27 protein-coding genes and 2 other annotated features are annotated in these 25,222 nt (G+C 35.0%); of the genes, 1 reads left to right on the plus strand and 26 read right to left on the minus strand.

The annotated features are described in order from the left end of the window. Positions 1-168: 168 nt before the first annotated feature. The 6 genes from LRP83_RS09830 to dapB form a co-directional block, all read right to left on the minus strand. The gene (locus tag LRP83_RS09830) at positions 169-1,152 is read right to left on the minus strand and encodes a biotin--[acetyl-CoA-carboxylase] ligase (protein WP_230496519.1); all 984 of its coding nucleotides are present in this window, start codon (positions 1,150-1,152) and stop codon (positions 169-171) included. Continuing rightward, positions 1,137-2,336 (minus strand): CCA tRNA nucleotidyltransferase, encoded by a 1,200-nt coding sequence (locus LRP83_RS09835; RefSeq protein ID WP_230496520.1) that lies wholly within the window; start codon positions 2,334-2,336, stop codon positions 1,137-1,139. Before LRP83_RS09835 ends, LRP83_RS09830 begins: the two co-directional genes overlap by 16 nt. A 31-nt stretch (positions 2,337-2,367) precedes the next feature. Beyond that, positions 2,368-3,507, minus strand: a complete 1,140-nt coding sequence (gene bshA, locus LRP83_RS09840; RefSeq protein WP_230496521.1) for an N-acetyl-alpha-D-glucosaminyl L-malate synthase BshA — start codon at positions 3,505-3,507, stop codon at positions 2,368-2,370. Between the two features lie 200 nt (positions 3,508-3,707). Then, entirely contained in the window at positions 3,708-4,409 is a 702-nt protein-coding gene (gene bshB1, locus LRP83_RS09845) for a bacillithiol biosynthesis deacetylase BshB1 (RefSeq protein WP_230496522.1), read from the minus strand. After that, complete coding sequence (gene mgsA / locus LRP83_RS09850; RefSeq protein ID WP_230496523.1) at positions 4,402-4,821, minus strand: methylglyoxal synthase; 420 nt, start codon at positions 4,819-4,821, stop codon at positions 4,402-4,404. The genes bshB1 and mgsA overlap by 8 nt, the downstream gene beginning before the upstream one ends. A 9-nt stretch (positions 4,822-4,830) precedes the next feature. After that, positions 4,831-5,631 carry a 4-hydroxy-tetrahydrodipicolinate reductase gene (gene dapB / locus LRP83_RS09855; protein ID WP_230496524.1) on the minus strand — a complete coding sequence of 267 codons (801 nt, stop codon included), beginning with the start codon at positions 5,629-5,631 and terminating at the stop codon, positions 4,831-4,833. A gap of 197 nt (positions 5,632-5,828) precedes the next feature. On the opposite strand from dapB, the gene LRP83_RS09860 reads away from it, so the two are divergent. Further along, positions 5,829-6,704, plus strand: a complete 876-nt coding sequence (locus LRP83_RS09860; RefSeq protein WP_230496525.1) for a YitT family protein — start codon at positions 5,829-5,831, stop codon at positions 6,702-6,704. Between the two features lie 40 nt (positions 6,705-6,744). Here the strand turns inward: LRP83_RS09860 and LRP83_RS09865 are convergent, their stop codons facing one another. The 20 genes from LRP83_RS09865 to LRP83_RS09960 all read right to left on the minus strand — a co-directional run bounded on the left by LRP83_RS09865 (position 6,745) and on the right by LRP83_RS09960 (position 25,192). Then, positions 6,745-7,428, minus strand: a complete 684-nt coding sequence (locus LRP83_RS09865; protein WP_230496526.1) for a zinc metallopeptidase — start codon at positions 7,426-7,428, stop codon at positions 6,745-6,747. A gap of 44 nt (positions 7,429-7,472) precedes the next feature. Next, on the minus strand, positions 7,473-8,270 hold the full coding sequence (ypjB, locus tag LRP83_RS09870; protein WP_230496527.1) for a sporulation protein YpjB: 798 nt from the start codon (positions 8,268-8,270) through the stop codon (positions 7,473-7,475). An 84-nt stretch (positions 8,271-8,354) separates the two neighbouring features. Next, positions 8,355-8,942 carry a lipoprotein heptaprenylglyceryl N-acetyltransferase LhaT gene (gene lhaT, locus LRP83_RS09875; RefSeq protein WP_230496528.1) on the minus strand — a complete coding sequence of 196 codons (588 nt, stop codon included), beginning with the start codon at positions 8,940-8,942 and terminating at the stop codon, positions 8,355-8,357. Positions 8,943-9,041: 99 nt separating this feature from the next. Beyond that, entirely contained in the window at positions 9,042-9,809 is a 768-nt protein-coding gene (locus tag LRP83_RS09880; RefSeq protein WP_230496529.1) for a menaquinol-cytochrome c reductase cytochrome b/c subunit, read from the minus strand. 47 nt (positions 9,810-9,856) lie between these two features. After that, positions 9,857-10,531 carry a menaquinol-cytochrome c reductase cytochrome b subunit gene (gene qcrB / locus LRP83_RS09885; protein WP_230496530.1) on the minus strand — a complete coding sequence of 225 codons (675 nt, stop codon included), beginning with the start codon at positions 10,529-10,531 and terminating at the stop codon, positions 9,857-9,859. 3 nt (positions 10,532-10,534) lie between these two features. Further along, on the minus strand, positions 10,535-11,041 hold the full coding sequence (locus LRP83_RS09890; RefSeq protein WP_230496531.1) for a QcrA and Rieske domain-containing protein: 507 nt from the start codon (positions 11,039-11,041) through the stop codon (positions 10,535-10,537). Between the two features lie 121 nt (positions 11,042-11,162). Further along, complete coding sequence (locus tag LRP83_RS09895; RefSeq protein WP_230496532.1) at positions 11,163-11,627, minus strand: YpiF family protein; 465 nt, start codon at positions 11,625-11,627, stop codon at positions 11,163-11,165. A 205-nt stretch (positions 11,628-11,832) separates the two neighbouring features. Further along, positions 11,833-12,375, minus strand: a complete 543-nt coding sequence (locus LRP83_RS09900) for a ReoY family proteolytic degradation factor (RefSeq protein ID WP_230496533.1) — start codon at positions 12,373-12,375, stop codon at positions 11,833-11,835. Between the two features lie 45 nt (positions 12,376-12,420). Beyond that, positions 12,421-13,674, minus strand: a complete 1,254-nt coding sequence (locus LRP83_RS09905) for a tetratricopeptide repeat protein (protein WP_230496534.1) — start codon at positions 13,672-13,674, stop codon at positions 12,421-12,423. A 17-nt stretch (positions 13,675-13,691) separates the two neighbouring features. Continuing rightward, positions 13,692-14,600, minus strand: coding sequence for a hypothetical protein (locus LRP83_RS09910; protein WP_230496535.1), 909 nt, complete (start codon positions 14,598-14,600; stop codon positions 13,692-13,694). A gap of 175 nt (positions 14,601-14,775) precedes the next feature. Continuing rightward, positions 14,776-16,065 carry a 3-phosphoshikimate 1-carboxyvinyltransferase gene (gene aroA, locus LRP83_RS09915; protein WP_230496536.1) on the minus strand — a complete coding sequence of 430 codons (1,290 nt, stop codon included), beginning with the start codon at positions 16,063-16,065 and terminating at the stop codon, positions 14,776-14,778. 51 nt (positions 16,066-16,116) lie between these two features. Further along, positions 16,117-17,223, minus strand: a complete 1,107-nt coding sequence (locus tag LRP83_RS09920; protein ID WP_230496537.1) for a prephenate dehydrogenase — start codon at positions 17,221-17,223, stop codon at positions 16,117-16,119. Positions 17,224-17,259: 36 nt separating this feature from the next. Continuing rightward, the gene (hisC, locus tag LRP83_RS09925; RefSeq protein ID WP_230496538.1) at positions 17,260-18,375 is read right to left on the minus strand and encodes a histidinol-phosphate transaminase; all 1,116 of its coding nucleotides are present in this window, start codon (positions 18,373-18,375) and stop codon (positions 17,260-17,262) included. Positions 18,376-18,400: 25 nt separating this feature from the next. Beyond that, positions 18,401-18,766, minus strand: coding sequence for a chorismate mutase (gene aroH / locus LRP83_RS09930; RefSeq protein ID WP_230496539.1), 366 nt, complete (start codon positions 18,764-18,766; stop codon positions 18,401-18,403). An 18-nt stretch (positions 18,767-18,784) separates the two neighbouring features. Next, entirely contained in the window at positions 18,785-19,852 is a 1,068-nt protein-coding gene (gene aroB / locus LRP83_RS09935; RefSeq protein WP_230496540.1) for a 3-dehydroquinate synthase, read from the minus strand. After that, positions 19,852-21,024 (minus strand): chorismate synthase, encoded by a 1,173-nt coding sequence (gene aroC, locus LRP83_RS09940; RefSeq protein ID WP_230496541.1) that lies wholly within the window; start codon positions 21,022-21,024, stop codon positions 19,852-19,854. The genes aroB and aroC overlap by 1 nt, the downstream gene beginning before the upstream one ends. Positions 21,025-21,317: 293 nt before the next feature. Continuing rightward, positions 21,318-21,552 (minus strand) — a binding site (T-box leader). A gap of 52 nt (positions 21,553-21,604) precedes the next feature. Next, positions 21,605-21,838 (minus strand) — a binding site (T-box leader). Positions 21,839-21,971: 133 nt separating this feature from the next. Next, complete coding sequence (gene ndk / locus LRP83_RS09945) at positions 21,972-22,415, minus strand: nucleoside-diphosphate kinase (protein WP_230496542.1); 444 nt, start codon at positions 22,413-22,415, stop codon at positions 21,972-21,974. A gap of 142 nt (positions 22,416-22,557) precedes the next feature. After that, complete coding sequence (gene hepT / locus LRP83_RS09950; RefSeq protein WP_230496543.1) at positions 22,558-23,520, minus strand: heptaprenyl diphosphate synthase component II; 963 nt, start codon at positions 23,518-23,520, stop codon at positions 22,558-22,560. Between the two features lie 121 nt (positions 23,521-23,641). Continuing rightward, positions 23,642-24,361, minus strand: a complete 720-nt coding sequence (locus LRP83_RS09955) for a demethylmenaquinone methyltransferase (protein WP_230496544.1) — start codon at positions 24,359-24,361, stop codon at positions 23,642-23,644. Between the two features lie 6 nt (positions 24,362-24,367). Next, positions 24,368-25,192: a heptaprenyl diphosphate synthase component 1 gene (locus LRP83_RS09960; protein ID WP_230496545.1), complete on the minus strand. Its 825-nt coding sequence runs from the start codon at positions 25,190-25,192 to the stop codon at positions 24,368-24,370. Positions 25,193-25,222: the final 30 nt, after the last annotated feature.

Here is a 25,222-nt window from a genome sequence, read left to right on the forward strand (position 1 = left end):
ACTCACGTTTCATCCCTCTGTCCCGGTCCGTTAATGGATCTAGGCAGAACTTATTATTTTGTTTAATCCTAACCATTTACCTAGGTGCAGTTCCATTGGATACTGCCCAATATGCATTATAGCAAATGAAACTTCCATTGGCTATTACAGTATTATTTTTTTCAACAATTATTCAGATAGCTCAATATCAGCCGAATAAATATAATGTATTTCACCTGAATGATCTTCAATCCTTAAAACCCCATCATCTGTAATTCCTAGTGCTTTGCCTTCAATTACATTAGATAAAGTTCTAGCTTTAATTGTCTTCCCAATGCTAATGGCATAACTTTCCCATAAAATCTTTATCGGAAAAAATCCTTTTTCTATATATATAAAATAAAGTTTTTCTAAATGAGTTAAAACAGACCGGATTATGGCTGATCTAGAAAAATAGACTCCTTGTTCAATGGCTAGTGAAGTGGCTATTTCTCTAAGTTCAATTGGAAAGTCTTCCAACTTTTGATTAACATTTATCCCCATACCAATAATAACAGAATTAATCTGATCTGCTTCAGCTTGTAGCTCAGTTAAAATTCCTGTCATTTTCTTTCCATTTATTAAAATATCATTTGGCCATTTAATTTGAGGGGTAAGTTCAGTTAATTCCTCAATTGCCTGTACGACCGCTACAGCTGCAATTAAGGTCAGTTGAGGTGCTTTTGGTAATGGGATTTTGGGACGCAATATAATACTCATCCAAATGCCTGTGTATTTTGGAGAATACCATTTGCGTTCCATTCGTCCCCGTCCTAAAGTTTGTTCTTCGGCAACAACGACAGTACCTTCCATAGATTGGTCATATGCTAACCGGTGTGCAACACGTTGAGTTGAGTCTACAGCGTCTTCATAATGAATGGATTGACCTAAGTACTTTGTCTTTAAACCTAACCGTATTTCATCAGCGCTTACTCTTTCGGGTGTTTTTACGATTCGATATCCTTTATTTCTGATCGCTTCTAATTCAAAACCATCTTTCCTTAGCTCCTCTATATGCTTCCATATTGCTGTCCTTGAACAACCAATGGTATCAGCTAAGGTTTGACCGGAAAGATATTGGTCTTCATTATTTGAAAATGCATCTAATAGCTTTTTCCTTATTTCAGATTGCAAGTGTAAAGCCACTCCCTTATTGCTTCTTTTTCATTTGGTACTTTCCTTATTAAAACCGCTTGTTCAATTTTTTCTATTAGCTCTTTTACCCAAGGACCACCTGTTTCGTCCTTCCAACTTATTAAATCTTGACCTGTAATGGCTAAGTCACTTCGTTCTTTTATGACCAGGTCTTGATATCTTTTCTTCAATTCAATCATTTGTTCATTTTTTTCATCGCTGTTTACGACTTGATAAATTTTTTCAACACTTACACTTATCTCTGCGCCTGCTTGATACAAAGAAAGTTCAGACCATGGTTTAGAAAAACGAATTTCTAGATTGGCTACTATTTTCGCAACAATCTTCATTTTTTGATTTGATAATCTCCATGTCTTTAGAAACGAAATCCCATTTTCAGATGGTACTCTTAATGTATATAGCAGTAATGCCCACATTTCAGTTAAATTTAACTTCTCACACTCAAAACCCGAAAATTTCAGTAATGCTTCGCTTTCTTTGTCTAATCCTGGTAGAAATGCTTGCAGACCAGCATCGATTAAGAGTTGTATCGATCTTTGACGATTTTTTCCACATAGAATTTTTTCAAATTCTTTCGTTTTACGCTCAATCGAAATTTTTTTTAATAAATGACCGTTTTCCTTTAATGCCATTAAAGTTTTTTCTTCAAGCGAAAAAGAAAGCTGACTTACAAACCTAATTGCCCTCATCATTCGCAATGCATCCTCAGAAAAACGTTCTCTAGGCTCACCTACCGTTTGAATGAGTTTATTTTGAATGGCTTCACAACCTGAAAACGGATCAATTATTCGTCCTTCACGATTCATGGCAATGGCATTCATAGTAAAATCTCTACGCTTTAAATCATCGTATAAAGACCGAATGAATTGAACATCTTTAGGTCTTCTGAAATCCTCATACTCTGATTCATTTCGAAATGTTGTTATCTCATAGGACTGACCATTATAAAGCACTACTACTGTGCCGTGCTCAATACCAACATCAATTGTCTTTGTAAAAATCTCCTTTATTTCCTCAGGTGTTGCGGATGTAGCAATATCCACATCATCAATATCTTTCTTTAATAAGTAATCTCTTACAGAGCCACCTACAAAATAAGCTTCATACCCTGCTAGTTCTATCTTTTCTATTATTGGAATGGCTTGTACAAAGGCTTTAATCATTTCTCTCACCTATCCAAACTTACATGGATTGTTAATCATTTTCTTCGGTTAAAAGCTTAAAATAGATTTTTTCGTATTGATGGACAATTAAATTAGCATTAAATTTTTCTCGAACTGCCTGAAGGGAACGATTTGAAAAGCTTTCGTACGTAATAGGATCCTTTAAAAGGCTCAATGCTCTATCGGCTATCATGTCAATATCGCCTACTTCACAAATAAAACCATTTACACCATCTTCTATTACCTCTGGAATACCACCCACATTAGTACCGATGCACGGGACACCACACGCCATCGCTTCTAAGGCCACTAAACCAAAACTTTCTTTTTCTGACAATAAGAGCATGAGATCACTCAAACTATAAAGTTCCTCCACATTATCTTGCTTTCCTAAAAATAACACCTTATCACGTAAACCTAGCTCTGTAACTAGATTACAAACAACTGTCATTTCCGGTCCATCACCAACCAAAAGCAATCTTGCAGGAATGTGTTTTACAATTTTGGAAAATGTTTTAATAACATCTTGTACCCTTTTAACAGTTCTAAAATTCGAAACGTGAATTATCACTTTTTCATCACTATGTATATGTAAGTTGTCCTTCAAAGCAAGGGAATTTATTTTCCTATGAACCCGTTCATCAATAAAATTATAAACGGTGTCGATGAACTTACTTGTTTTTAATAAATCGTAAGTCTGATTCACTAATGAATTCGAAACAGCCGTAACATAATCAGATTTTTCAATTCCGAATTTTATGGCTTCTGATAATGTAGGGTCGTAGCCTAAAACGGTAATATCTGTCCCATGTAGCGTGGTCACAATTTTAATATCTCGATTAATCATTTGTTTAGCTAGAATCGCACATACAGCATGAGGAATCGCATAATGAACATGTAAAATATCTAGTTTTTCACGATTTGCAACATCCGCCATTTTACTTGCTAATGCAATATCATATGGTGGATATTGAAAGACTGAATATTGATTTACTTCTACCTGATGGTAGTATATATTGTGATACATTTTAGTTAATCTAAACGGGAGGCTTGAAGAGATAAAATGTATCTCATGGCCCTTCTCTGCAAGTAACTTTCCTAACTCTGTAGCAACAACCCCTGAACCGCCAACTGTTGGGTAACATGTGATCCCAATCTTTAACTTCTTCATCCTCATTCTCCTAAGCTCTTTTCGTAAACTTTGTAGCTATATATTACAAAATAAAAATCGGCAATTGGATTTTTGGTTCTAATCTCAAATTTATTAAGTATATACTCTTTTTGATAAAGGAAAAGAGCACGAAATCCATATTAGAAACGTTCAACAGATTCTGTTCGAAAAGCAACACTATATGCGAATACAGCCTTTTGCTATTTTACAAGATCGAACAATAGAGGTTTCTTTGTGAAAAAACCCTCTGCATAGTCAACCCCGACCTCTTTACCGAATAATTTTTCCCTTGCCTCAATTGTTTCTATATATCCATTTACTAAAGGTGTTTCAAATGTATTATCACTTCTAATAAATTGGCTTTCATAGGCTTGTAAACTTAATTTTTTTTCATTTATATGCTCCGAAATATCAATCGTAAAATCTGGTTTATGAAAACCGTTAATCATATAAAAATAAATATTCAATACTCGATGAGGCTCGCTATATTTATCTGTTACAAATTTTTTAATACCCGCCGAGAAAACTGCCTCTTCCACTATCCTAGCACAATGCCCATGATCTGGGTGACGATCCTTATAGTAAGGCGCAAAAACAATGTCGGGCTTCAATCTACGAATAGTCTCAGCAACCTTTCGTATGTACTCCTCCTGCAAAAACAATCCTCTATCCGGTAAAGCCAAAGTCTCTCGAATACATACTCCTAATATTTGGCTAGCTTTTAATGCTTCTTGCCTTCTAAGCTCTACTGTCCCATTTGAGGAAAGCTCCGCTTCGGTTAAATCACATATTCCTATTTTTAATCCTTTTTCGGAATACTTCGCGATTGTGCCACCCATTCCAATTTCAACATCATCGGAATGAGCACCAAAGGCTAAAATATTTAATTTTATTTCATCCATTATTTTCACCATTTTTTGATTTTCTTAACTCTCTCCATTCCAAGAGACCTTCTTTTAACCCCCTAATAAGCATTTCTGCTGTACCCATATTAGTTGCTAACGGAATAGAGTAAACATCACATAACCGAACAAGTGCTGTAACATCTGGTTCATGTGGTTGGGCTGTTAATGGGTCTCGAAAGAAAAAGATGATATCCATCTGATTTTTGGCTATCAAGGAACCAATTTCTTGATCTCCACCTAGAGGTCCAGATTTAAACCGTTCTATTGAAAGGCCAGTCGCTTCCATTATTCTTAAACCAGTTGTGCCAGTTGCGAATAAGTTATGCTCTTCGAAGATTGACTTATAGGCAACAGCAAAGGCTACTAAGTCATCTTTTTTGTGATCATGTGCTATTAATGCAATATTCATATTTATCCCCTATTCTAAAATATTTTCTAAACCATATACAAAGAGATTAAGTTTCATAACACTCTCTACTGCCACTTTTACACCAGACATAAAAGAGGCACGATTATATGAGTCATGACGAATCGTAAGTGTTTGACCATCTGCACCAAACATGACTTGTTGATGAGCGATTAATCCTGGAAGCCTAACAGAATGAACATGCATGCCTTCTATATTAGCCCCTCTTGCTCCTTGAATAGTTTCCTTTTCTTGTGGATGCCCTTGTTGTTTAGAATCTCTAACCTCTGAAATCATCTGTACCGTTTTAACTGCAGTCCCTGATGGAGCATCAAGCTTCTGGTCATGATGTAATTCAATAATTTCAACGTCTTGGAAATACTTAGCAGCCATTTGTGAAAACTTCATCATTAAAATAGCTCCTATTGCAAAATTAGGGGCGATGATACAGCCTAAACCCTTCTCTTCGCATAGATTATTCAGTTCTTGCAAATCTTCCTTTGTAAATCCTGTTGTCCCAACTACAGGACGTATGCCATAGTTTAGAGCAGTCCTAGCATGATACATGCCTACTTCTGGTGTAGTAAGATCAATTAATACATCTGCCTGATTTTGATTAAAACATTCCTCTAAGTTGCTATAAATCGGTGCTACTATTCCACTAAACCCTTCTAAATCCGATAAATTCATACCATCGTTTTTATGGTCAATGACGGCAATAAGCTGAAAATGTTCTGTCTCATTAACAAGCTTTACAGCCTCTTTACCCATACGACCACGAGGTCCTGCTATAACAATTTTGATTTTCTCCATTTTCTTAAGTCACTCCTAGTAATTTTCATACTCCTTGGGTCTTTACTCTATTACTATCTTCTCCTATTCATGTTAGCTAAAATATCCACGTTTTACAATATTTTCGTTATTTCTCTAATTAAGTGAGTAAATTGCCTATCTATTTTATATCCTATATAATAAATAACGCTAGAAATAGTAGGAAAGGGTGGGAAGTTTTGGTTTTAGGAATTAAATTTAAAAATATATTTTTTATTTTACTAGGCTCAGCCATTTTTTCATTTGGACTTGTTCATTTCAATATGGAAAATAAATTAGCAGAAGGCGGCTTTACCGGAATTACATTATTACTTTATTTTCTTTTTAAATGGGACCCTTCCTATACAAACTTATTGCTAAATATTCCGATATTTATTATTGGATGGAGATTTTTAGGAAGAATTGCTTTTATTTATACACTAATAGGTACAGTTAGTTTATCGGTTTTTTTATGGCTTTACCAAAGATTTAGCTTCGTTGAAATTCCTTTAAAGGATGACCTAGCTTTAGCTGCACTATTTGCAGGTGTTTTTATTGGTGTTGGCCTAGGTATCATATTTCGATATGGTGGAACAACTGGCGGTGTAGATATTATTGCTCGAATAGTCCAAAGGTACATAGGCTGGAGCATGGGAAAAACAATGTTTATTTTTGATGCAGGTGTCATAACCCTTTCCATCATCTTTTATTTACCATATCGGGAAGCCATGTATACACTCGTAGCTGTCTTTGTTGGTGCAAAAGTAATTGATTTTATCCAAGAAGGTGCTTATTCAGCTAGAGGCGCAATGATTATTTCCGAACAGAACGAAAAAATCGCAAATAAAATAATGGAAGAAATGGAACGTGGTGTAACAGTTCTAAAAGGTTATGGTTCCTTCACAAAACAAGATAGAGAAGTATTATACTGCGTGGTCGGTCGGAACGAGATTGGCCGTTTAAAAGGCGTTATTACTTCGATTGATCCACATGCATTTGTTTCAGTAAGTGAAGTATATGATGTTCTTGGTGAAGGCTTTACTTTAGATGAAAACAAAAAACCCATCGAGAGATAAAATAGAGGGTCTATCCTTTAAACGGACAGACCCTCTTTTATTAATCTTCACTTCTACTCATACCAGTGTATATCATCACTAATCGAAGTAGTTCAAGAACAGCAACGGCTGCTGCAGCTACATACGTTAATGCTGCTGCGTTTAATACTTTCTTTGTATTTCTTTCTTCTTCATTTCGAATAATACCAAGTGAAATAACCTCATTCATCGCACGATTTGACGCATTAAATTCCACTGGTAAAGTTACAATTTGAAAAACAACTGCGGCTGCCATAAATAAAATCCCTAATAGCAACATACCACTCAAATGGGCAAAAATCCCTATTAAAATAAAAATCCATGAAAAGTTTGACCCGATATTTGCCACTGGAACTAGTGCATGTCGAATACGAAGAAAACTATAAGCTTCTTTATCCTGAATGGCATGTCCGACTTCATGTGATGCTATTGCTGCTGAAGCTAACGAGCAGCCATGGTAAACATCAGGTGAGAGACGAACTACCTTTGCCCTTGGATCGTAATGGTCGCTTAGAAAACCGCTACCCATCTCTACGTGGACATTGTACAAGCCGTGATGATCAAGTATTTTTCTCGCAGCTTCTGCCCCACTAATTCGATTGTAATTTTCAACTTTTGAATAGGTTGAAAATGCAGCCTTTACCTTCCATTGGGCCCATAAAGGAATTAAAATAATAATCGCAAAATAAATTATATAACTACTCATAACATCCTCCTGTTGCTACTCTAGATGAATATAGTATACCTTAGTTATTCACGGAAATCTCGTTTAAAGTCTTTCCTTATTTCTTTGTCACCTTTATATTTTTTCCAACCGACATAAGATAATGTCAAAATGATTATACTTCCAGTAGAAATTATTACCCACCAAAGGGAGGGATCTGCTTCATCTTCAGTCATGTCATCAAAAATCGATTTTAAATCAGATTCTAATGCCTTTAATTCTTTTTGACTTGTCGCTTGTTCAAGTACTTGGGGTCTGAATTCATCAATAAAATTAATACGAGCATCCAATGCTTGAACTCGTGTAGCTGGAATATCAATTTTTATACTTGGGTATACCATGTCATATAAAGCTAGGAATGAATTAAAGTTTTCATGAAACCCGACATTGTCCTTATTCGTTGCGGCTTCTTGTACTTGTTGGAAGGTTGACATAATTGGTCCTTCCATTTCAGTCCAAAGTGGTTGATGTGTTGAGGAAACCGCATCAATGACTAGTCGAAATTTAGTAAGTTTATTAATTTTTTCAGGCTGTTCTAAGCTTTCACTTTTTACGGCTTCAAGAGCATCATTATGTGAAATGGTCACAATTCTTAATTCATCCATCGAAAATTGTTGACCATTGCTTGTAAGAGTAACAAATTGTCTTGAAAAATATTCTAGAAGCTTTCTTGCATCCTCAAACCTACTAAGTTTAACCATTTGTAATGCATCATCAGAGATTCGATCTAGCTCTGTTAAAGGTGAAGAAACTTCTTTTGCATTTGCATATAATGGAAAAATCATAAATATTGCTAAAAATACACTTAAAAATTTCAATTTCATTCTTGTCCCCCCTCTAATTACTAATAAAATGTATGAGAGGATGGACAAGGTTAGACCATTAGCCATTATTTTTCTTTAAATATGTTATGAAAGCTTTAGTCTATTTTTTCTAATTCCAAAATAATAGGCTATTCCGACAGATAGAATAGATAACCAAAATGTAAAATAACCAATTTGTGGTGTATATAAATCAAGTACTGGATACCTTGGTAGCATCATAAAAACATAATCAATTACATCGTTATGTAACGTCCAGATTGCTGTCACAATTATATGCCATACTTTTATTCGATAAAATGGTGCATACAGTATTCCCTGAACCGCCATTGCAAAATGGGAACCAATAAGCATATAACTGAGCCAATCCAATTCACCCATTTCAACTAAAACTAATAGGTTCATTACAACTGCCCAAATACCATATTTAAATAGAGTGACAATCGCTAATGCCTCCATTAGTCCCCAATTTCTTTTTAATAAAAATGCTATTAAAACAAACACAAAAAAAAGGCTTGCTGTCGGACTGTCAGGAACAAAAACTAAAAACTTCGTCGGGGTATCAGCTAACTGCCATCCATACCAATAGTACCCATATAAAGTCCCTATTATATTTACGATTAATAGTAGTAGTAAGACATTACGATTTGCTAAAATAGCATAAATCCAATTCATATTAACACCTCTAATTTATTCAAGTCTGTCACTATTCTATCATAATCTAGAGTGAAAAAATAAAAAGCTGACGATAAGCGTCAGCTTTTTATAAAGTTCTTATTTTTCTTGTAGACTTGTAATGAACTCGGCTACTTTTTGTAGCTCCTCATCAGTACCTTTAAACATTCCAGCAGGCATTGCGTTTCTACCATTTTTAATTACTTCCATAACTTCCTCATTGGATAGTTTTACACCAACAAGAGCTGGTGCACCGGCACCACCAGTTAATTCAGCGCCATGACATGTTAAACATGTATTGGCTTCTAACAGCTTATAACCTTCTGCTTCATGGTCTACTTCAACTTCTGCAACTATTTTCCCCTGAGCTTTTGCTGCTTCCCAGTTATGAGTAGCAACGGACTCCCAAGTTAGATAGAAAATCCCAGCAATCGCCAATAGCATGAAACCAGTTGCTAAAGGACGCTTAGATGGACGACGGTGTGGTCCACGGTCAATAAACGGTGCCAATAATAATCCACCAAATGCTAGACCTGGCATAATCATTGCTCCGATGACAGTATATGGACCTGAAGCATAAGAATACTTTAACAATTGATATAAAAATAAGAAATACCAGTCTGGTAAAGGTATATATGCTGTATCAGTAGGATCCGCAATTTTCTCTAGCGGAGATGGATGAGCTACTGTTAAACATAAAAAACCAATTAAGAATACGGCTCCTACCATCCACTCTTTTAATAGGAAGTTAGGCCAGAAAGCTTCGGTTTTACCTGGGTATTCCGAATAATCTTTCGGAATGTTTGGCATTCTCTCTGCTGGTACACGAGAGTCACCAACAAACTTCATCCCTTTTCCACGATGCATAGTGCAATCCCCCTCCTTTTTTTACGTATGGTCAAATAAGAAAAATCTTATAGAGGACCTGAGATACCTTGCTTTCTAATCATAATAAAATGCGCAGCCATCAATCCAAATAAGGCAGCAGGAAGGAAGAATACATGGATAGCAAAGAAACGAGTTAACGTTTGAGCACCTACGATATCAGCATGTCCAGCTAAAAGAACTTTGACTTGAGTTCCGATTAATGGTGTTGCTTCTGCGATTTGAAGACCTACCTTTGTTGCAAATAACGCTTTCATATCCCAAGGTAATAAATATCCAGTAAATCCTAAACCAAGCATTACGAAGAAAATTAATACTCCGACTACCCAGTTTAATTCACGAGGCTTTTTATACGCCCCTTGGAAAAATACACGTAACGTATGTAAGAACATCATTACGATAACAAGACTTGCTCCCCAGTGATGCATTCCACGAACAATTTGTCCAAACGCCACTTCATTTTGGAGATAATATACTGATCTCCAAGCATTTTGAATATCTGGAACATAGTACATTGTTAAAAACATCCCAGATAAAATTTGAATAACTGTTACGAAGAATGTCATTCCTCCAAAACAGTACACAAATGCTGAAAAGTGATGCGCAGGGTTTACGTGCTCAGGCACCTCATGGTCGGCAATATCACGCCACATAGGCGTAATATCTAAACGCTCATCAACCCAATCATAAATCTTGTTTAACATCTATTACGCCTCCTTTCGTGGTTTCGCTTTACCTAAGTATAAGAAGCCATCCTTTTCAATAAATGGGAAGACATCTAATGGTGCCAATGGCGGAGTTCCAGGTACGTTTGAACCATCCTTTGTATAAAGACCATAATGACAAGGACAGAAGAAATGGTTTTGATTAGCCTTATCCGTATTCCAGTCAACTGTACAACCCAAATGTTTACATACTGGTGAAAGAGCAATAACATTGCCACTATCATCTTTGTAAACCCAAGCTGAACTTGTTACTTCTGATTCATACCATGCATCAACTTGTGTAAATGTATAATCTACACGGACTGGCTCATTTGTAAGATCTGCTATTTTTTGTTTTGTTGGAATAAAATCTCCAGTTGCATTCGCCTTTAACACAGGATCAATTGCAAATCGAACCATTGGCATTAACATACCAGCAGCCATAAAGCCACCAACTCCTGTTAATGTATAGCTTAGGAATTGTCGTCTAGAAACTTGATTTTTACTCATGTTTTTCCCCCCTCTATTACAATATAAAGTAATATAGACATAACTTAATACATATAAAACTAGGACATAACAATGATATATCAATCTTTATTGAAGGTCAATAACATACTTCACAAAGTAATCACAATTCATTATGCCATCGTTTAACAAATAAATTTAATAACTGCTTGACTTGGTCGTCTATCATTGTATTCCTACTTTTTCCATCTAGTAATTCTAATGGTAGAGCAGGCAACCAAATAAGCGATCCAGTTAATTCTTGTTCTTTCAATTTCCAATCACTATCAGAGGTTACATAAAAAACATGCTTAAAATCTTCTGATATAAGCGTATTCTCCCATTGTAATAGGTCATTAACTAGCTTATCTGAATCTTGCTTTTTAAAATAAGTAAACCCAGGGAGTAAAATAAGTCTCCCTTTAAATTGTCTTTCTAATTGTGTTGTTAATAAATTAATAAATTCAGTCATATTCGCTGTTTGTTTAACATCCTCTCCAAACGATATTGGATAGAGAGGTATAACTACAGTATCTAGATATTCTCTAGCTTTTACAAACATCTCCATATCTTCTTGTATCCATTTCATCCTTTTTCCCCCAACTCTTAGTCTACCTTAAACATATCATTATTATGGGCAATTTTTCTAAAAAAATTAACTATGTATTTAACTAGTTCTACATTTTATCATAAACCCTTCTCATTTTAAAAAAAGTTCACAGAACTTTCACATTTAGTATTTCTAGACAAAAAAACAGCTCAATCAAATTTCATATTTGATTGAGCTGCTTGAATTATTTTTTTAGATTATTTAATTGCTTCGTTAAAATTAAAAAAGCGGAGCGATCCTGTTTATCGAGAGCCTCGTCTATTTGCGAAAGAAGCTTCTCGCGTTTAAATCGTTCAATACTCGCCTTTAAAAATTGTTCTGCCACTTCACGGTCATTTTCATTAATTTGAAGATGTTTAGGCATGTAGGGATTTTCTTCTAGAACAGCCACATATTGATGTGCCTGATTAGAAGCGTTAAAGTTTAATTGAATGTATATCTCTTCATCTCGATTTAAACGAATATCATGAAAAGACTTTTCTGCGTCGGTTGTCATTACGTTTTCTTTATAAAATCTGAATGGTACTTTATCGATACAATGTGTCGACATTACTAATCCTCTAGGACAATATTGTGCCTGATCCACAAAATGGACCTTTTCCATTAATTGATCATGACTCATTAAATAATTGAGAATCCATACACACTCTCTACGTTTTAACTGGTAGTGATTTAAAAACCAACGAATAAAGTCTTTCTTCTCGTTGACAGATACAGGGGTTGCCATTCTATATCCCTCCTCTGCAGATTCATGATTTTGATTTACTTCAAATTAAGATAATCGATCGAGTATAGATAAATACTCTTCATTACTTGGATCCTCTTTTAGTAATTCATTAAAAATTTCGGCAGCTTCCTTCGTTTTTCCTTCTTCCATTAAAAAATAACCATAATCCTCTTGAAAATCAACGTTATTCTTAAAGAAAGTATATGCACGTTTATATTTGTTTAATGCCTCTAAATAATTTTCCGTTTTATGTAGTGCAACAGCTGCATCCCACAAAAGCTGAGGCTCTTCCTCTTCGAGAGTTTCAAGATATTGAACTAGGTCTAACACATCTTCGTAGCGATCATTTTGTAAGAATAACTTATTTAATGTTAAAGCAGCCTCTGTAAATCCAGGATCTAGAACAAGGCTATCCCTAAACATCTGCTCGGCTTCTTCCTCTTTTCCTAATTTCAAAGCTATTTTCCCGCCATAAAAAAATAAATCTTTGTTAAATTCATCTTGTAATATGCCTGACTTTATAGCTTGAAAGCTTTCCTCAAGCTCCCCTTCTTGTTCATAGGACTTTGCTAAATACAAGTATAACGCGTGATATTCACGATCAAATTCTTTTAACTCATTAAATTTTTCAATAGCTGTACGATAATAACCTGCTTGATAAGCAGTAAATGCATATCCAAATAAAGTATTAATCTCTAATTTTTCGTTTAGAGCTTTATCATAATACGGTAGAGCCGCTTCAAATTGTCCTGAAACACTTAGGACTTCTGCTAGTCGCTGATGTAAATTAACGCCGGCAATCTCGGATTGTTCTTCTAATACTAGTTGATAGGCTTCCACAGCTTCGGATAATCTACCTTGTTCGGCATATAATTCTCCCAGTGCAAAATCAATAATTTTCTCATTAGGCAATATCCGTTTTGCCTTTAAAATTTTTTGTTCACTTACTTCAAATAATCCTTGCATTTGATATAAGTCTGCAAGAAGTAATAAAGATTGCGGAAAGCTAGGATCTTGCTCAGATATTCTTTCTAGTAGTGCAAGCGCCTCTTCTTCTTGGTCTAACTCTAAATTTATTTCCGCAAGAAAGACGAGAATCTCACCTTCTTCAGGAAATTTCTTTAATAATATTTCAAATAATGTTTTGGCTTCATCTAGAAAACCTAACTGAAAAAGTCCTTCACCAAGTTCAAACTGAGTATCAGCATTTCCCTTTTTCAATACATGTGAATATTTTACCATTGCCTTTGCTTGTTGACCTTCTTCTAAAAGTGAGATAATTTCATCGACTATATACATACTTTATCCTTTCTGAATTACAATATTGAGAAAAAAGATGGCAATTTAACACTTACATGCTCTCCAAAACCCGAGCGGAATAGAATTCCTGCTTCTGATGCCCGAATAACAATTCCTTTATGGACCGTAACAAGAAGTCTTTCATTATGATATTGAAATAGGCTTAGAGTATCCATATTCTTGAACTCTCTATTTTTCTTATACAAATTATAACTAACTTCTCCTCCTTGAACTATGCTTGATTTAAGCGGAAATATCCCTAATTTACTTAACACTCTAAGTTGAAGCGGTTGCCTTTCCGATAAAGGCTCTTCTATGTGATTAATCTTTTGCACCTTCATAACATTGTTCCATTCAAATAATAGTTTTTTGCTTTTACGAACTTCCATGTCCACTATATACGGAATCAAGGGACTATTAAATGGGAACATCGCTTCTCGAATCCATCCCCATGGAATTATAGACAAATCATCCATTTCATTTAATTCAATAAAAATTGCTGGCACCTTTTCTTTCTTACATTTTCGAATTAAGCCTGGTGTTAATAGTCTGAGTGGTACTTTGATTCCAATCAAGTAGTCGATCGGTGAATTGATAAGCTCCAATTTTGTACTTTTAATTTTAGAAGATACTTCATTTTCATACTTAATATTTACATAGGTTAAAAAGGTGGTACAGCCTTGCATAACAAAATTCTTTAGAAAATAGTCCTTTTTCTCTTGAAATGAACTATTTTTAAAATGTTCAAGGGAATCGAATAAAACGAACGTAGGTGTCATGATATACGGTTCAGCATTCATTCTTGTAAATGAATATTTCCTGATATTATTACTTATATAAGCGAATTTGTTCTCTTTTACTAATAATGAGGTAGTAAGTAATTCAGATTCCTTTAGAATATTAGCATTTTCAATTATATAGGTCATAAAACCACCCTTTTTTATGGTCTTAAGACAAGCTATGATGAATGTTTTAAAAAAATGCCTTATTATAAAGAACAAATAAATCTTATAAAAGGTATTAAATAGGAAATTATTTCTGATTACCTTTAATTATACATAAAAAGTAAAAAACCCGCATAATTAGGCGGATTTTTTACTTTTAATTAATAAGCTGTGATAGGTCTGAAAAAAAATTAGGATAGGATACAGCAATAGCATCCGCTTCCTCTAAGGTTAATTCTCCCGTACAAATTAAGGAAGCAACAGCTAACATCATTCCAATTCGGTGGTCACCATGACTTGATACAACACTACCATGAAGCTTTGTAGGCCCATTAATGATCATTCCATCATCAGTAGCTGTAATGTCAGCACCAAGCTTTAGCAGCTCGTTTACAACAGTATCAATCCGATTTGTTTCTTTTACTTTTAATTCTTCCGCATCTTTAATGATTGTTTTTCCATTAGCTTGTGTTGCCAGTAAGGCAATAATCGGAACTTCATCGATTAGTCTAGGGATAAGGTCACCTTCAATAACAGTTCCAGTTAAGTGAGAAGGCTCGATGGTGATGTCACCTACAGGTTCGAATTCCTCGTCCTTGTTTGGATGAATAGTCATCTTTGCGCCCATTTTATTTAGCACATCAATAATCCCAGTTCTTGTAGGGTTTAAGCCTACATTTCTCAACAAAATCTTTCCTTCTTCTACAATTGCACCGGCAACAAGAAAAAAAGCCGCTGAGGAGATATCACCTGGTACATTCACCTGTGTTCCTTTTAAAGTCTGTGGTCCAGAAATGGTAATCGTTAAGTTATCCGTTTCAATATGACCACCAAATTGGCGAATCATACGTTCTGTATGATCACGAGTCTGTGCAGGCTCAACAATTGTAGTTGTCCCTTTTGCTTGTAAGGCAGCCAGAATAATGCTTGACTTTACTTGTGCACTTGCAATAGGTAACTGGTATGAAATCGGGCGTAATCCTCCTCCACGTAACGAGAGTGGTGTATAGTCACCATTATTACGACCATCTAAAATAGCACCCATTTCTCTTAATGGTGTAATGACACGTTTCATTGGCCGTTTTCCAATTGAATCGTCACCAATAAAGGTTGTATGCATTGGTCTGCCTGAAAGAAGACCAAGCATTAAACGGATAGTTGTCCCTGAATTACCTACATTTAATACACTTGAAGGTTCCGTTAAATGATCCCAGCCCTTTCCCTCAATTACAAGAGAATCCCCTGTTTCCTCAATTTTTACCCCAAGCTTTTGAAAGCAACTGATGGTACTAAGACAATCTTCCCCTTTTAAAAAGTTAGTTACGGTTGTCTTCCCATTTGCAATGGCGCCAAACATGACTGAACGATGGGAAATGGATTTATCTCCGGGAATATCGATTTGACCTTCAAGCCTTTGAACATTATGAGTAAGGACTTTTGTTCCCACCTACTCACCCCTTCTAAATAAATAGTGATAAATGGGCTTCTAACATCATTATTATGGACCCACAGTAATATCAAAATTAGAGTATTTACGTATACATTCAATTCCCAATTGGCGATCACTTTCTGACTGAAAGCTTATAACAAGAATTCCATAAACTTCTTCACGTGTTTCGATAATTCGAATATTTGTAATACTAATATTTTCTTTTGCCAAAAAACCGGTAATTTCGGAAATCACACCAGGGTAATCTGGTATATCGACAAACAAATCATAAAAAGCAGGTATTGCTCCTTTTTCCTTAGACGGAAGTAGGTCACGAAATTGTTTTGCTATATGAAAATAGTCAAAAATTGCTTGTGAATTTTCATGAACAAGCATATTCTGAACTGCATCCATTTCGTTTTTCCATTCTTCAAGTAAATCGATCATCACCGTTTTATTATGTAATAATATATCTCTCCACATTTGAGGACTACTTGAGGCTATTCGAGTAATGTCACGAAAACCACCTGCAGCTAAACGTGAAACTAACTCTTGAGATCGGCTCGATTTTTCAGCTTGATGTACGATAGATGCAGCAATTAAATGCGGTAGATGACTAATTACTCCCGTTAAATAGTCATGTTCCTCTGCACTTATTAGTAAAAATTTAGCCTTGGTGCCACCTAATAATCTTTTTAAACTCTCTATATGCGTTTCTTGAACGTCTTCTGTTGGAGTCAATAAATAAAAGGCATTTTCAAACAGAATCGATTTTGCAGCAAATACCCCACTTTTATGAGAGCCCGCCATTGGGTGGCCACCAATAAACGTGATATTTTTTTCACGAAGACAAGCTGCACTAGATACTATTTTCCCCTTTGTACTCCCAGTATCCGTAATAATAACATTTGTTTTAAGTGGTATTTCTGACAATTCCATCATAATCGCTTCAGTTTCATTAACAGGAGCTGCAATGAAGATAAAATCTGCATTTCTGGCACCAATTGCAATTTTCTCCGCTATTTCATCGACAACGCCTAATTTTTTTGCCATTTTTAATTCGTCTTGATTGATATCGTACCCAATCATTGTAGTGTTAGGATGAGCACTTTTGATCGAAAGTGCCAGTGATCCCCCGATTAAGCCCATCCCAATGATAAATACACGGACTTCCACATGACCCACTACCTTTTATCTTTTTTTAAAACCTTTTTATATATAGGTTTTTGATAGACTTTCTTCCCGTTGAACGAGAAATTCTTTTAATAATTTTAAAAGCGCTTCATTTTGATCTTCTAATCCCATTGAAATTCTTACACTAGTAGGGAAGCCTAGCGCTTTTCCTGAACGGACAATAAATCCCCGTTCTAATAAATATTGAAATACTTCATCCCCATCGATGTTAAAATCAATCAAAATGAAATTCCCTTGAGAAGGATAATAGTGAAGATCATTTTCATGACAAAATTGATAAAATAAATTTAAACTTTCTTTATTTGATTGCCTACAGTTCTGGACAAATTCCTGGTCAAGAATGGCCGCTTCTCCAGCGACAAGAGCTAATGAATTAACATTAAATGGCTCTCTTGCCGGCTCTATACCTAATATAATCTCTTGATTGCCCACCCCATAACCTAATCTAAATCCAGCTAGTCCGTAGATTTTTGAAAATGTTCTTAAGACAATGAGATTCTTGTAACGATCAACAAGTTTTATTGAATCATAATAATCAGGGGCAATAACATATTCGAAATAAGCCTCATCTAAAACTACAATTACATTGGATGGAACTTGATCTAAGAATCTAATCAACTGTTGCTCGTTTATATAAGTACCAGTTGGATTATTAGGACTACAAATCCAGACAATATTTGTTTGTTCATCGATACTTTGAAGCATTTTATCAAGATCATGTTCGCCATTTTTCAATGGAACTTCTCGTATTTCAGCGTTTTCGATTATAGCATTATGTTTATATTGCGGAAATGTAGGTGTGGCCATTACTGTATTAGAATTTGCATCTAGAAGTGCTCTAGAAATGATTTGTATGATTTCATCAGAGCCATTTCCGAATATTAACTGTTCTTGTTCCACCTGAAGAAAATCAGCTAAAGATTCTCTTAATGACGTAGCATATCCATCTGGATATAAAGAAAAAGGTTTGTCTACACTTTGCATCGCCTTTAATACGTTACTAGAACTACCAAATGGATTTTCATTTGAGGCAAGCTTAATAATTTCTTTTAAGTTATATTGTTTTTTGACTTCATCAATGGACTTTCCCGGTTGGTACGGTTTCAGGGAAAGCAGCTGTTTTTTTAATTTCAACTTTATCACCTCTATAAACAATTAATTATTGCTTTAATAGATCGGGACGAAGAATCGTTGCCCCTCTCAAATAGACATGTTCAATATCCTTTTGCAGTTTACTTGTATTCAAATGGATCATCATACGAATACAAAGCTTCAAGGCATTTGGGACTGGTATTTCCCGCATGCACATAACAGGTACAAAAGACCATCCTTCAAACCTTCTTACGGCTTTTGCAGGGAAATCTGAAGTTATATCCTCTGTGACAGATATAAAGATGGAAGCTACATATTCTGGACTAATTTCATTTACACGTATTATCTCTTCTAACAGCATTTCGGTTGCATCTACAATCTCCATAGCATCATTGTTTTCAACCGTTACAGCTCCCCTTACCCCTCTGATCACTTTGTATTCCTCCTTGCATTATATAGACTTTAAACTTTGTAAAATAACATCTTCAGGAATAGTTTTCAAAACTGGTTGACCAATATTTGATAAAAGCACCATTCTAATTTCCTCTTTATGAGCTTTTTTATCTTGTTTCATTCTCTTAACTAAACTTTCTGTTTTTAAATTACTAGGGATGGCGGTATCATAGCCTAATTTATGTAGCCAATTTGTAAAACCATTTAGGTCAAAGGTTAGATTTAGCATTTCCATACTTAATCTTAGTGCAAAAATCATCCCAATAACTACAGCTTCTCCGTGGGTGATCTTCCCATAACCGACTTCTGCTTCTATGGCATGACCTAATGTGTGACCCAAATTCAAAAATGCTCTATCCCCTAGTTCCTTTTCATCCTTCGAAACAACTTTGGCTTTTACTTTTATGCCTTTAGATAATAGAGCCTGGAGTTTTTCCGAATTAAGATTTTCAAGTGATTCGATATCTTTTGTCAAGCTATTGTAAAAAGAATAATCCTCCAAAAGAGAATGCTTAATTAGTTCTGCAAATCCAGAGCGTTTTTCCTTAATTGATAAAGTATTTAAGTAGGATAAATCATAAAAAACAGAATCTGGTTGATAGAACGAACCTATCATATTTTTACCGACAGGGTGATTAATAGCTACTTTCCCACCAACAGCACTGTCATGAGCTAGAATGGTAGTAGGTATTTGAATAAAACGAATTCCACGCATATAGGTTGCGGCAATAAATCCACCTAAATCGCCGATTGCGCCACCGCCAAATGCTAGTAGTACTGAGTTTCTATCTAATTTATTTTCTAGTGCGAACCCAAGTGCTTGATAATAGACATCAAAGGTTTTTGCTGCTTCACCAATAGGAGTAATGAAAGTAGAACAATTAAAATCCTTGAGCATTTCCATTAAGCCAGATAAATGTAAATCGCTAACCTGTCTATCTGTCACAATCAAAATTTGACTTAATTGATTAATACTTTTTAAAAAAAGAGGGAGTTCAGTAATAACTCCATGACCAATAAATACTGAATAATTTTTAGATTCTGTATTTATACTAATTTTTTCCATTAGAAATCCCTCGCATAATCCCTTTGAGCTTGAATTGACTCTTTTAAGCCTTCGAATCGATCACTGTAAAATTGATCCATAATAGCAGATGCAATTTCCCAAGCAACAACATTTTCTGCTACAACAGCAGCTGCAGGTACAGCGCAACTATCTGAACGCTCGATACTTGCAGTAAAAGGCTCTTTTGTTTCAATATCGACACTTTTAAGAGGTTTATATAGGGTTGGTATTGGTTTCATAACGCCTCTTACAACAATCGGCATACCTGTAGTCATACCACCTTCAAAACCACCCAGTCGATTGGTTTTACGATAATAACCCTCTTCGTTACTCCATGCTATTTCATCGTGAACTTGACTTCCAGGCTTCCTTGCAGCCTCAAAACCAATTCCGAATTCTACACCTTTAAACGCATTTATACTAACAATAGCTCCTGCAATTTTGGCATCTAATTTACGGTCATAATGAACATAACTCCCGACACCTGATGGCATTCCTTCGACAATAACTTCTACGACACCACCGATTGAATCCCCATTAGCTTTAGCAGTATCAATTGCTTCTTTCATCTTTTCTTCAACTTCTGGATCAAAGCAACGAACCGAAGAATTCTCCGTAACTTCTCTTAATTGTTCAATCGATTGATACGTTGTAGAATCAGCCTTTACCCCACCTATTTCAATAACGTGAGATGCAACTTCAATTCCAAGCAACGATAAAAGTTTTTTGGCAACTGCTCCAGCAGCAACGCGAACGGTTGTTTCACGCGCAGAAGATCTTTCAAGTACGTTTCTCATATCACGATGACCGTATTTCAGAGCGCCATTTAAATCTGCATGGCCAGGTCGCGGTCTAGTGATAACTCTTTTTACTTCTTCGTTTTCCATTTCTTCCAAAGGTTCATGGCCCATGATTTTTGTCCAATGCTTCCAATCATTATTCTCAACAATAAGAGCTACAGGAGATCCAAGCGTATATCCATGACGTACTCCTGATACAATTTGAACTTGATCCTTTTCAATTTGCATTCTTCGCCCTCGTCCATGACCTTTTTGGCGTCTTTCTAATTGGAAATTAATATCCTCATCGATTATTGGCATCCCAGCAGGCAAACCTTCAATTATCGTTGTTAATTGTGGCCCGTGTGATTCTCCAGCGGTTAAATATCTCATAAAAACTCTTTCTCCCTTCAACTCATTAAAGGATTATGTACCACTATAACATATGCCCTTTAATAAAAATAGCAATACATATTTTTTTATTTGATTTTTTCGACAAATTGAAAAAGCGGATAATCTACTTCTAAATTTAATATTGGTACTGCAGAAATATCAAGCGTATTAGTGTTTTAAGTCGCCTCCATCTGTTGTTTAAAAGTTATTTATTGAAGGGGATTTATAGAAAAGTCCCGAACATATTGAACAAAAGTTAAAAAAAGATACAAAAAAATCCCTACTGGTTTTCCAGTAGGGACGATAATTATCGCGGTGCCACCCTAGTTGTAGATAAAGTTCATCTACCTCTCTCTTTATTAACGATCATTTCGACCGTCTTCCCCTTCATAAAGGCTTTTGCCATTATTACGAAAAAGATGCTCCAGGATTGTAATTCATGTTTGTCTTTGTACTGATTCACACCTACCATCAGCTCTCTGAAACAGGGAAACAAACATTACTCTTTATTCCTTTCGTTGCATATATCATATTAAGTTTTTCTATCCCTTAAATGCAAAAAATCCCTACTGATAAAATCAGTAGGGACGATAATTATCGTGGTACCACCCTAGTTGTAGACAAAATTCATCTACCTCTCATTATTGTTAACGATCTATCGACCGTCTTTTCCTTTATAAAGGCAAATGCCTTTACTACGAAAAAGATGCTCCAGGATTGTAATTCATGTTTATCTGTGTACTGATTTACACCAACCATCAGCTCTCTAAGAACAGTGAGATAAACAATACTGAGTTCCCTTCATTGCTTTTCTTTATTTAAATATGACTAGAATTTTATCCTTTATATCCCTATTTGTCAATACAATATTAAAATAAATATATTACTTTTCTCTTTTTTTACCTTTCAAAAAAAGCGCTTGCAACACTGCAAGCGCTCTAAAAAAATTAGTAAATCCACTCGTTTACTAACTTCGTATATTCAGTTACACCTTCATTAAAAAACAATCCAATTTCGCGTTCTGCGCTTGTTGGAGAATCAGAACCATGAATAATGTTTTTGCCAACTGTTAATCCAAAGTCTCCACGGATTGTACCAGTTGCAGCATCTTTTGGATTAGTAGAGCCCATCATTTGACGTGCTGTAGAAATTACATTTTCACCTTGCCAAACCATCGCAAAAACTGGTCCTGAAGTAATAAAATCAACAAGTTCACCGAAGAAAGGACGTTCCTTATGTTCTCCATAATGCTCTTGTGCTAGTTCTTGTGGGATTACCATTAGTTTAGCTCCAACTAATTGAAAACCTTTCTTTTCAAATCGGGAAACAATTTCTCCGATTAGGTTACGTTGAACACCGTCAGGTTTTACCATTAGAAACGTTTTTTCCATTAATTCCAACTCCTAAAATTATGTAAGTAGATAATCTATTAGACAATCCAGAAAAATAGTAACATTGTTTAGAAAATTTCGCAACAATATTTATACGGGAATTAGTATAGGTTCTAAAAACAACAATCCCCGCGAACAGCCTTCAATATTTACGTTTTCCAATAAATTTAGCAATATCACGTAGCGTTTTTTTCGCTTTGTTTTCTGGAAGTTCATTAAGTACTTGAAGAGCTTTATCTAGATATAGGTCACTCATTTTAGTTGATCGTTCTATTGCACCAGAATCTTTAATCATCTGGATAATTGATTTTAATTCAGTTGGGTCCATATTCTCATGCACAGTTTGAATCTTGTTTTTCAATTCTGGATTTTCCATTGCATATAAAACAGGTAAAGTAATATTACCTTGGATTAAGTCACTACCTGCAGGTTTTCCAAGTTCCTTTTCGGTAGCTGTAAAGTCAAGAATATCATCCGTAATTTGAAATGACATTCCAACATAATATCCAAAACGGAATAGCTTTTTATGAGTATCCTTGTCAACCCCTGCTGCAATTGCACCTAATTGGCAGCTTACTGCAATAAGTAAAGCAGTTTTCCGCTTTATTCTTCGCAAATAGTCTTTCAAATGTTGATCAAAACGATATTTATCTTTTATCTGTTCTATTTCACCAATACAAAGTTCGACAATGGCATTAGATAATATTTGATGAGCTACTGGTTTTTCAATTTCTGTCATAAGTTCGATTGCTAGTGCAAAAATATAGTCGCCCGTATACATCGCAATTTTATTATCCCATTTTGACTTAATGGTAGGTTTTCCTCTACGTAAATCTGCATCATCGACAACATCATCATGAACAAGTGATGCCATATGTATGAGTTCTAACCCGACTGCCACATTTTTAATAACATTAATATCGTAATGACCAAATTTCCCCGCAAGTAAAACAAACACTGGACGAATCCGTTTTCCACCTGCTTGCAGTATATGTAAAGAAGCTTGACGTAATAACAGTGATTCAGTATGAATCCTGTCCTCAAGCTCTTTTTCAACAATATTTATATCCGAATTCAAAAATGAATACATCATTTTTAATTTCATAAGAAATCACCAGCTTTACCGATTAAACTAAATTAGTTTAATTAAAATAGTTTACATACCTAAATTAAAAATGAATAGATCATATTTATTTCATTAAGAATTCACCAGTTTTACCGTTTCACTATTTGTTATTAGGGCTATTTTTATAACCGATGTGAACTGCGGCTACTCCGCCACTATATGGTTTAAAGAAGACATTTTTAAATCCAGCACTTTCAAACATACTAGCTAGTTGCTTCATTCCTGGAAAATCTCTAGCTGACTCTTGTAGCCATGAATATTCTTTATAACTTTTCGCAAATATCTTTCCAAAGGTTGGCATAATAAATCGAAAATAGAAATAATATAGTTGTTTAAAACCAAACATCGTTGGTTGAGAGGTTTCTAAACATACTGCCATTCCACCCGGCTTTAAAACACGGTTCATTTCCTTTAAAACTTGCAAATAATCTGGTACATTTCTTAAACCAAATCCAATTGTCACATAATCAAAGGTATTATCTTCAAACGGGAGTTCCATTGCATTTCCATGAATGAGCTCCACTTGCTCTAGGCTTAATTGTTTTACTTTTTTTTGACCGATTTTAAGCATATTTTCACTAAAATCTAACCCAAAAACTTTTCCTTTAGGTCCAACAGAGTTAGCTAACGCGATTGTCCAATCAGCTGTCCCACAGCATACATCCAAAGCCTTTGAACCGGGTTTAACATTCATCCGTTTCATTGTATCTTTACGCCATCTAACATGCTGTTGAAAACTAATAACCGAATTCATTTTGTCATAGTTTTCATATATTTTCTCAAATACATGGTGGACACGTTGTTCCTTTGATTGTTGCATACTGTTTTAACCCTCTTCCACATATGTTTTTGCAATGGAATTTTGTTGTACTAAACTAGACCATCTTTTTTTTAGATTTTCATTTATTGACGGTATTTTATGAATACCTTCTTCGATTATCTTGCTTGAAAAGTCAATGTACTTATCACAAATAATAAGTAAGTATTTTTTTTGTTCAGATGAAAGCTCTGATTGTAGGTTATATTTAGGAAAAACGATTTTTCTTAATGCTTCAAATAAAAGTGATGTGCCTTCTTGAATAAATACACTTTTTTCAAGTAACAGCTTTTTAATAAACAGGAAATGACTAGCTACTTCCTTCCACCCTTTTTCATGTAAATAATCAGCTATTTTATTTAATAAAGATGACTCAATAATCATAATACAGTTCATTAACTTTTCTATTTCATCAAGATCCTTCTGATACAAAAGGATTTTATTTTCATTAATATCCTTTATCCCATCAGCAAGGGCTCTAATCATTGCTAAATTGTTAGTGTCCGCTAGTATTTTATAGTAAAGGCTACTATAATAAATTCCACCTAAAACCGTTAGTTGTCTCAATTTTAAGCTTGTTTCGATTTCGATTTTGGCAGATGAATTTGAGACGTGTTCATGGGTATCAAGGGCTATTTGGACCAACATGGGAGTTACAACAAAATCCTCCATTTCTAACTTCGATAAGCCATGATGGTCTAACATCGAAATTAACAAAAGAAGTTTATCCTCATCAATAAATGGACTTTGAATAAATTGTTGTAAATACGAAAGTGAAATTTTTTGGATAATAATGTCCTTCATATCCGTCACAATGGTTTGTATTTGCTGCATTTATATCACCCTTGCTTCCCCCGCGGAATT

Origin of the sequence: Pseudoneobacillus rhizosphaerae (assembly GCF_917563885.1) — a bacterium.
GTDB lineage: Bacteria > Bacillota > Bacilli > Bacillales > Cytobacillaceae > Pseudoneobacillus > Pseudoneobacillus rhizosphaerae.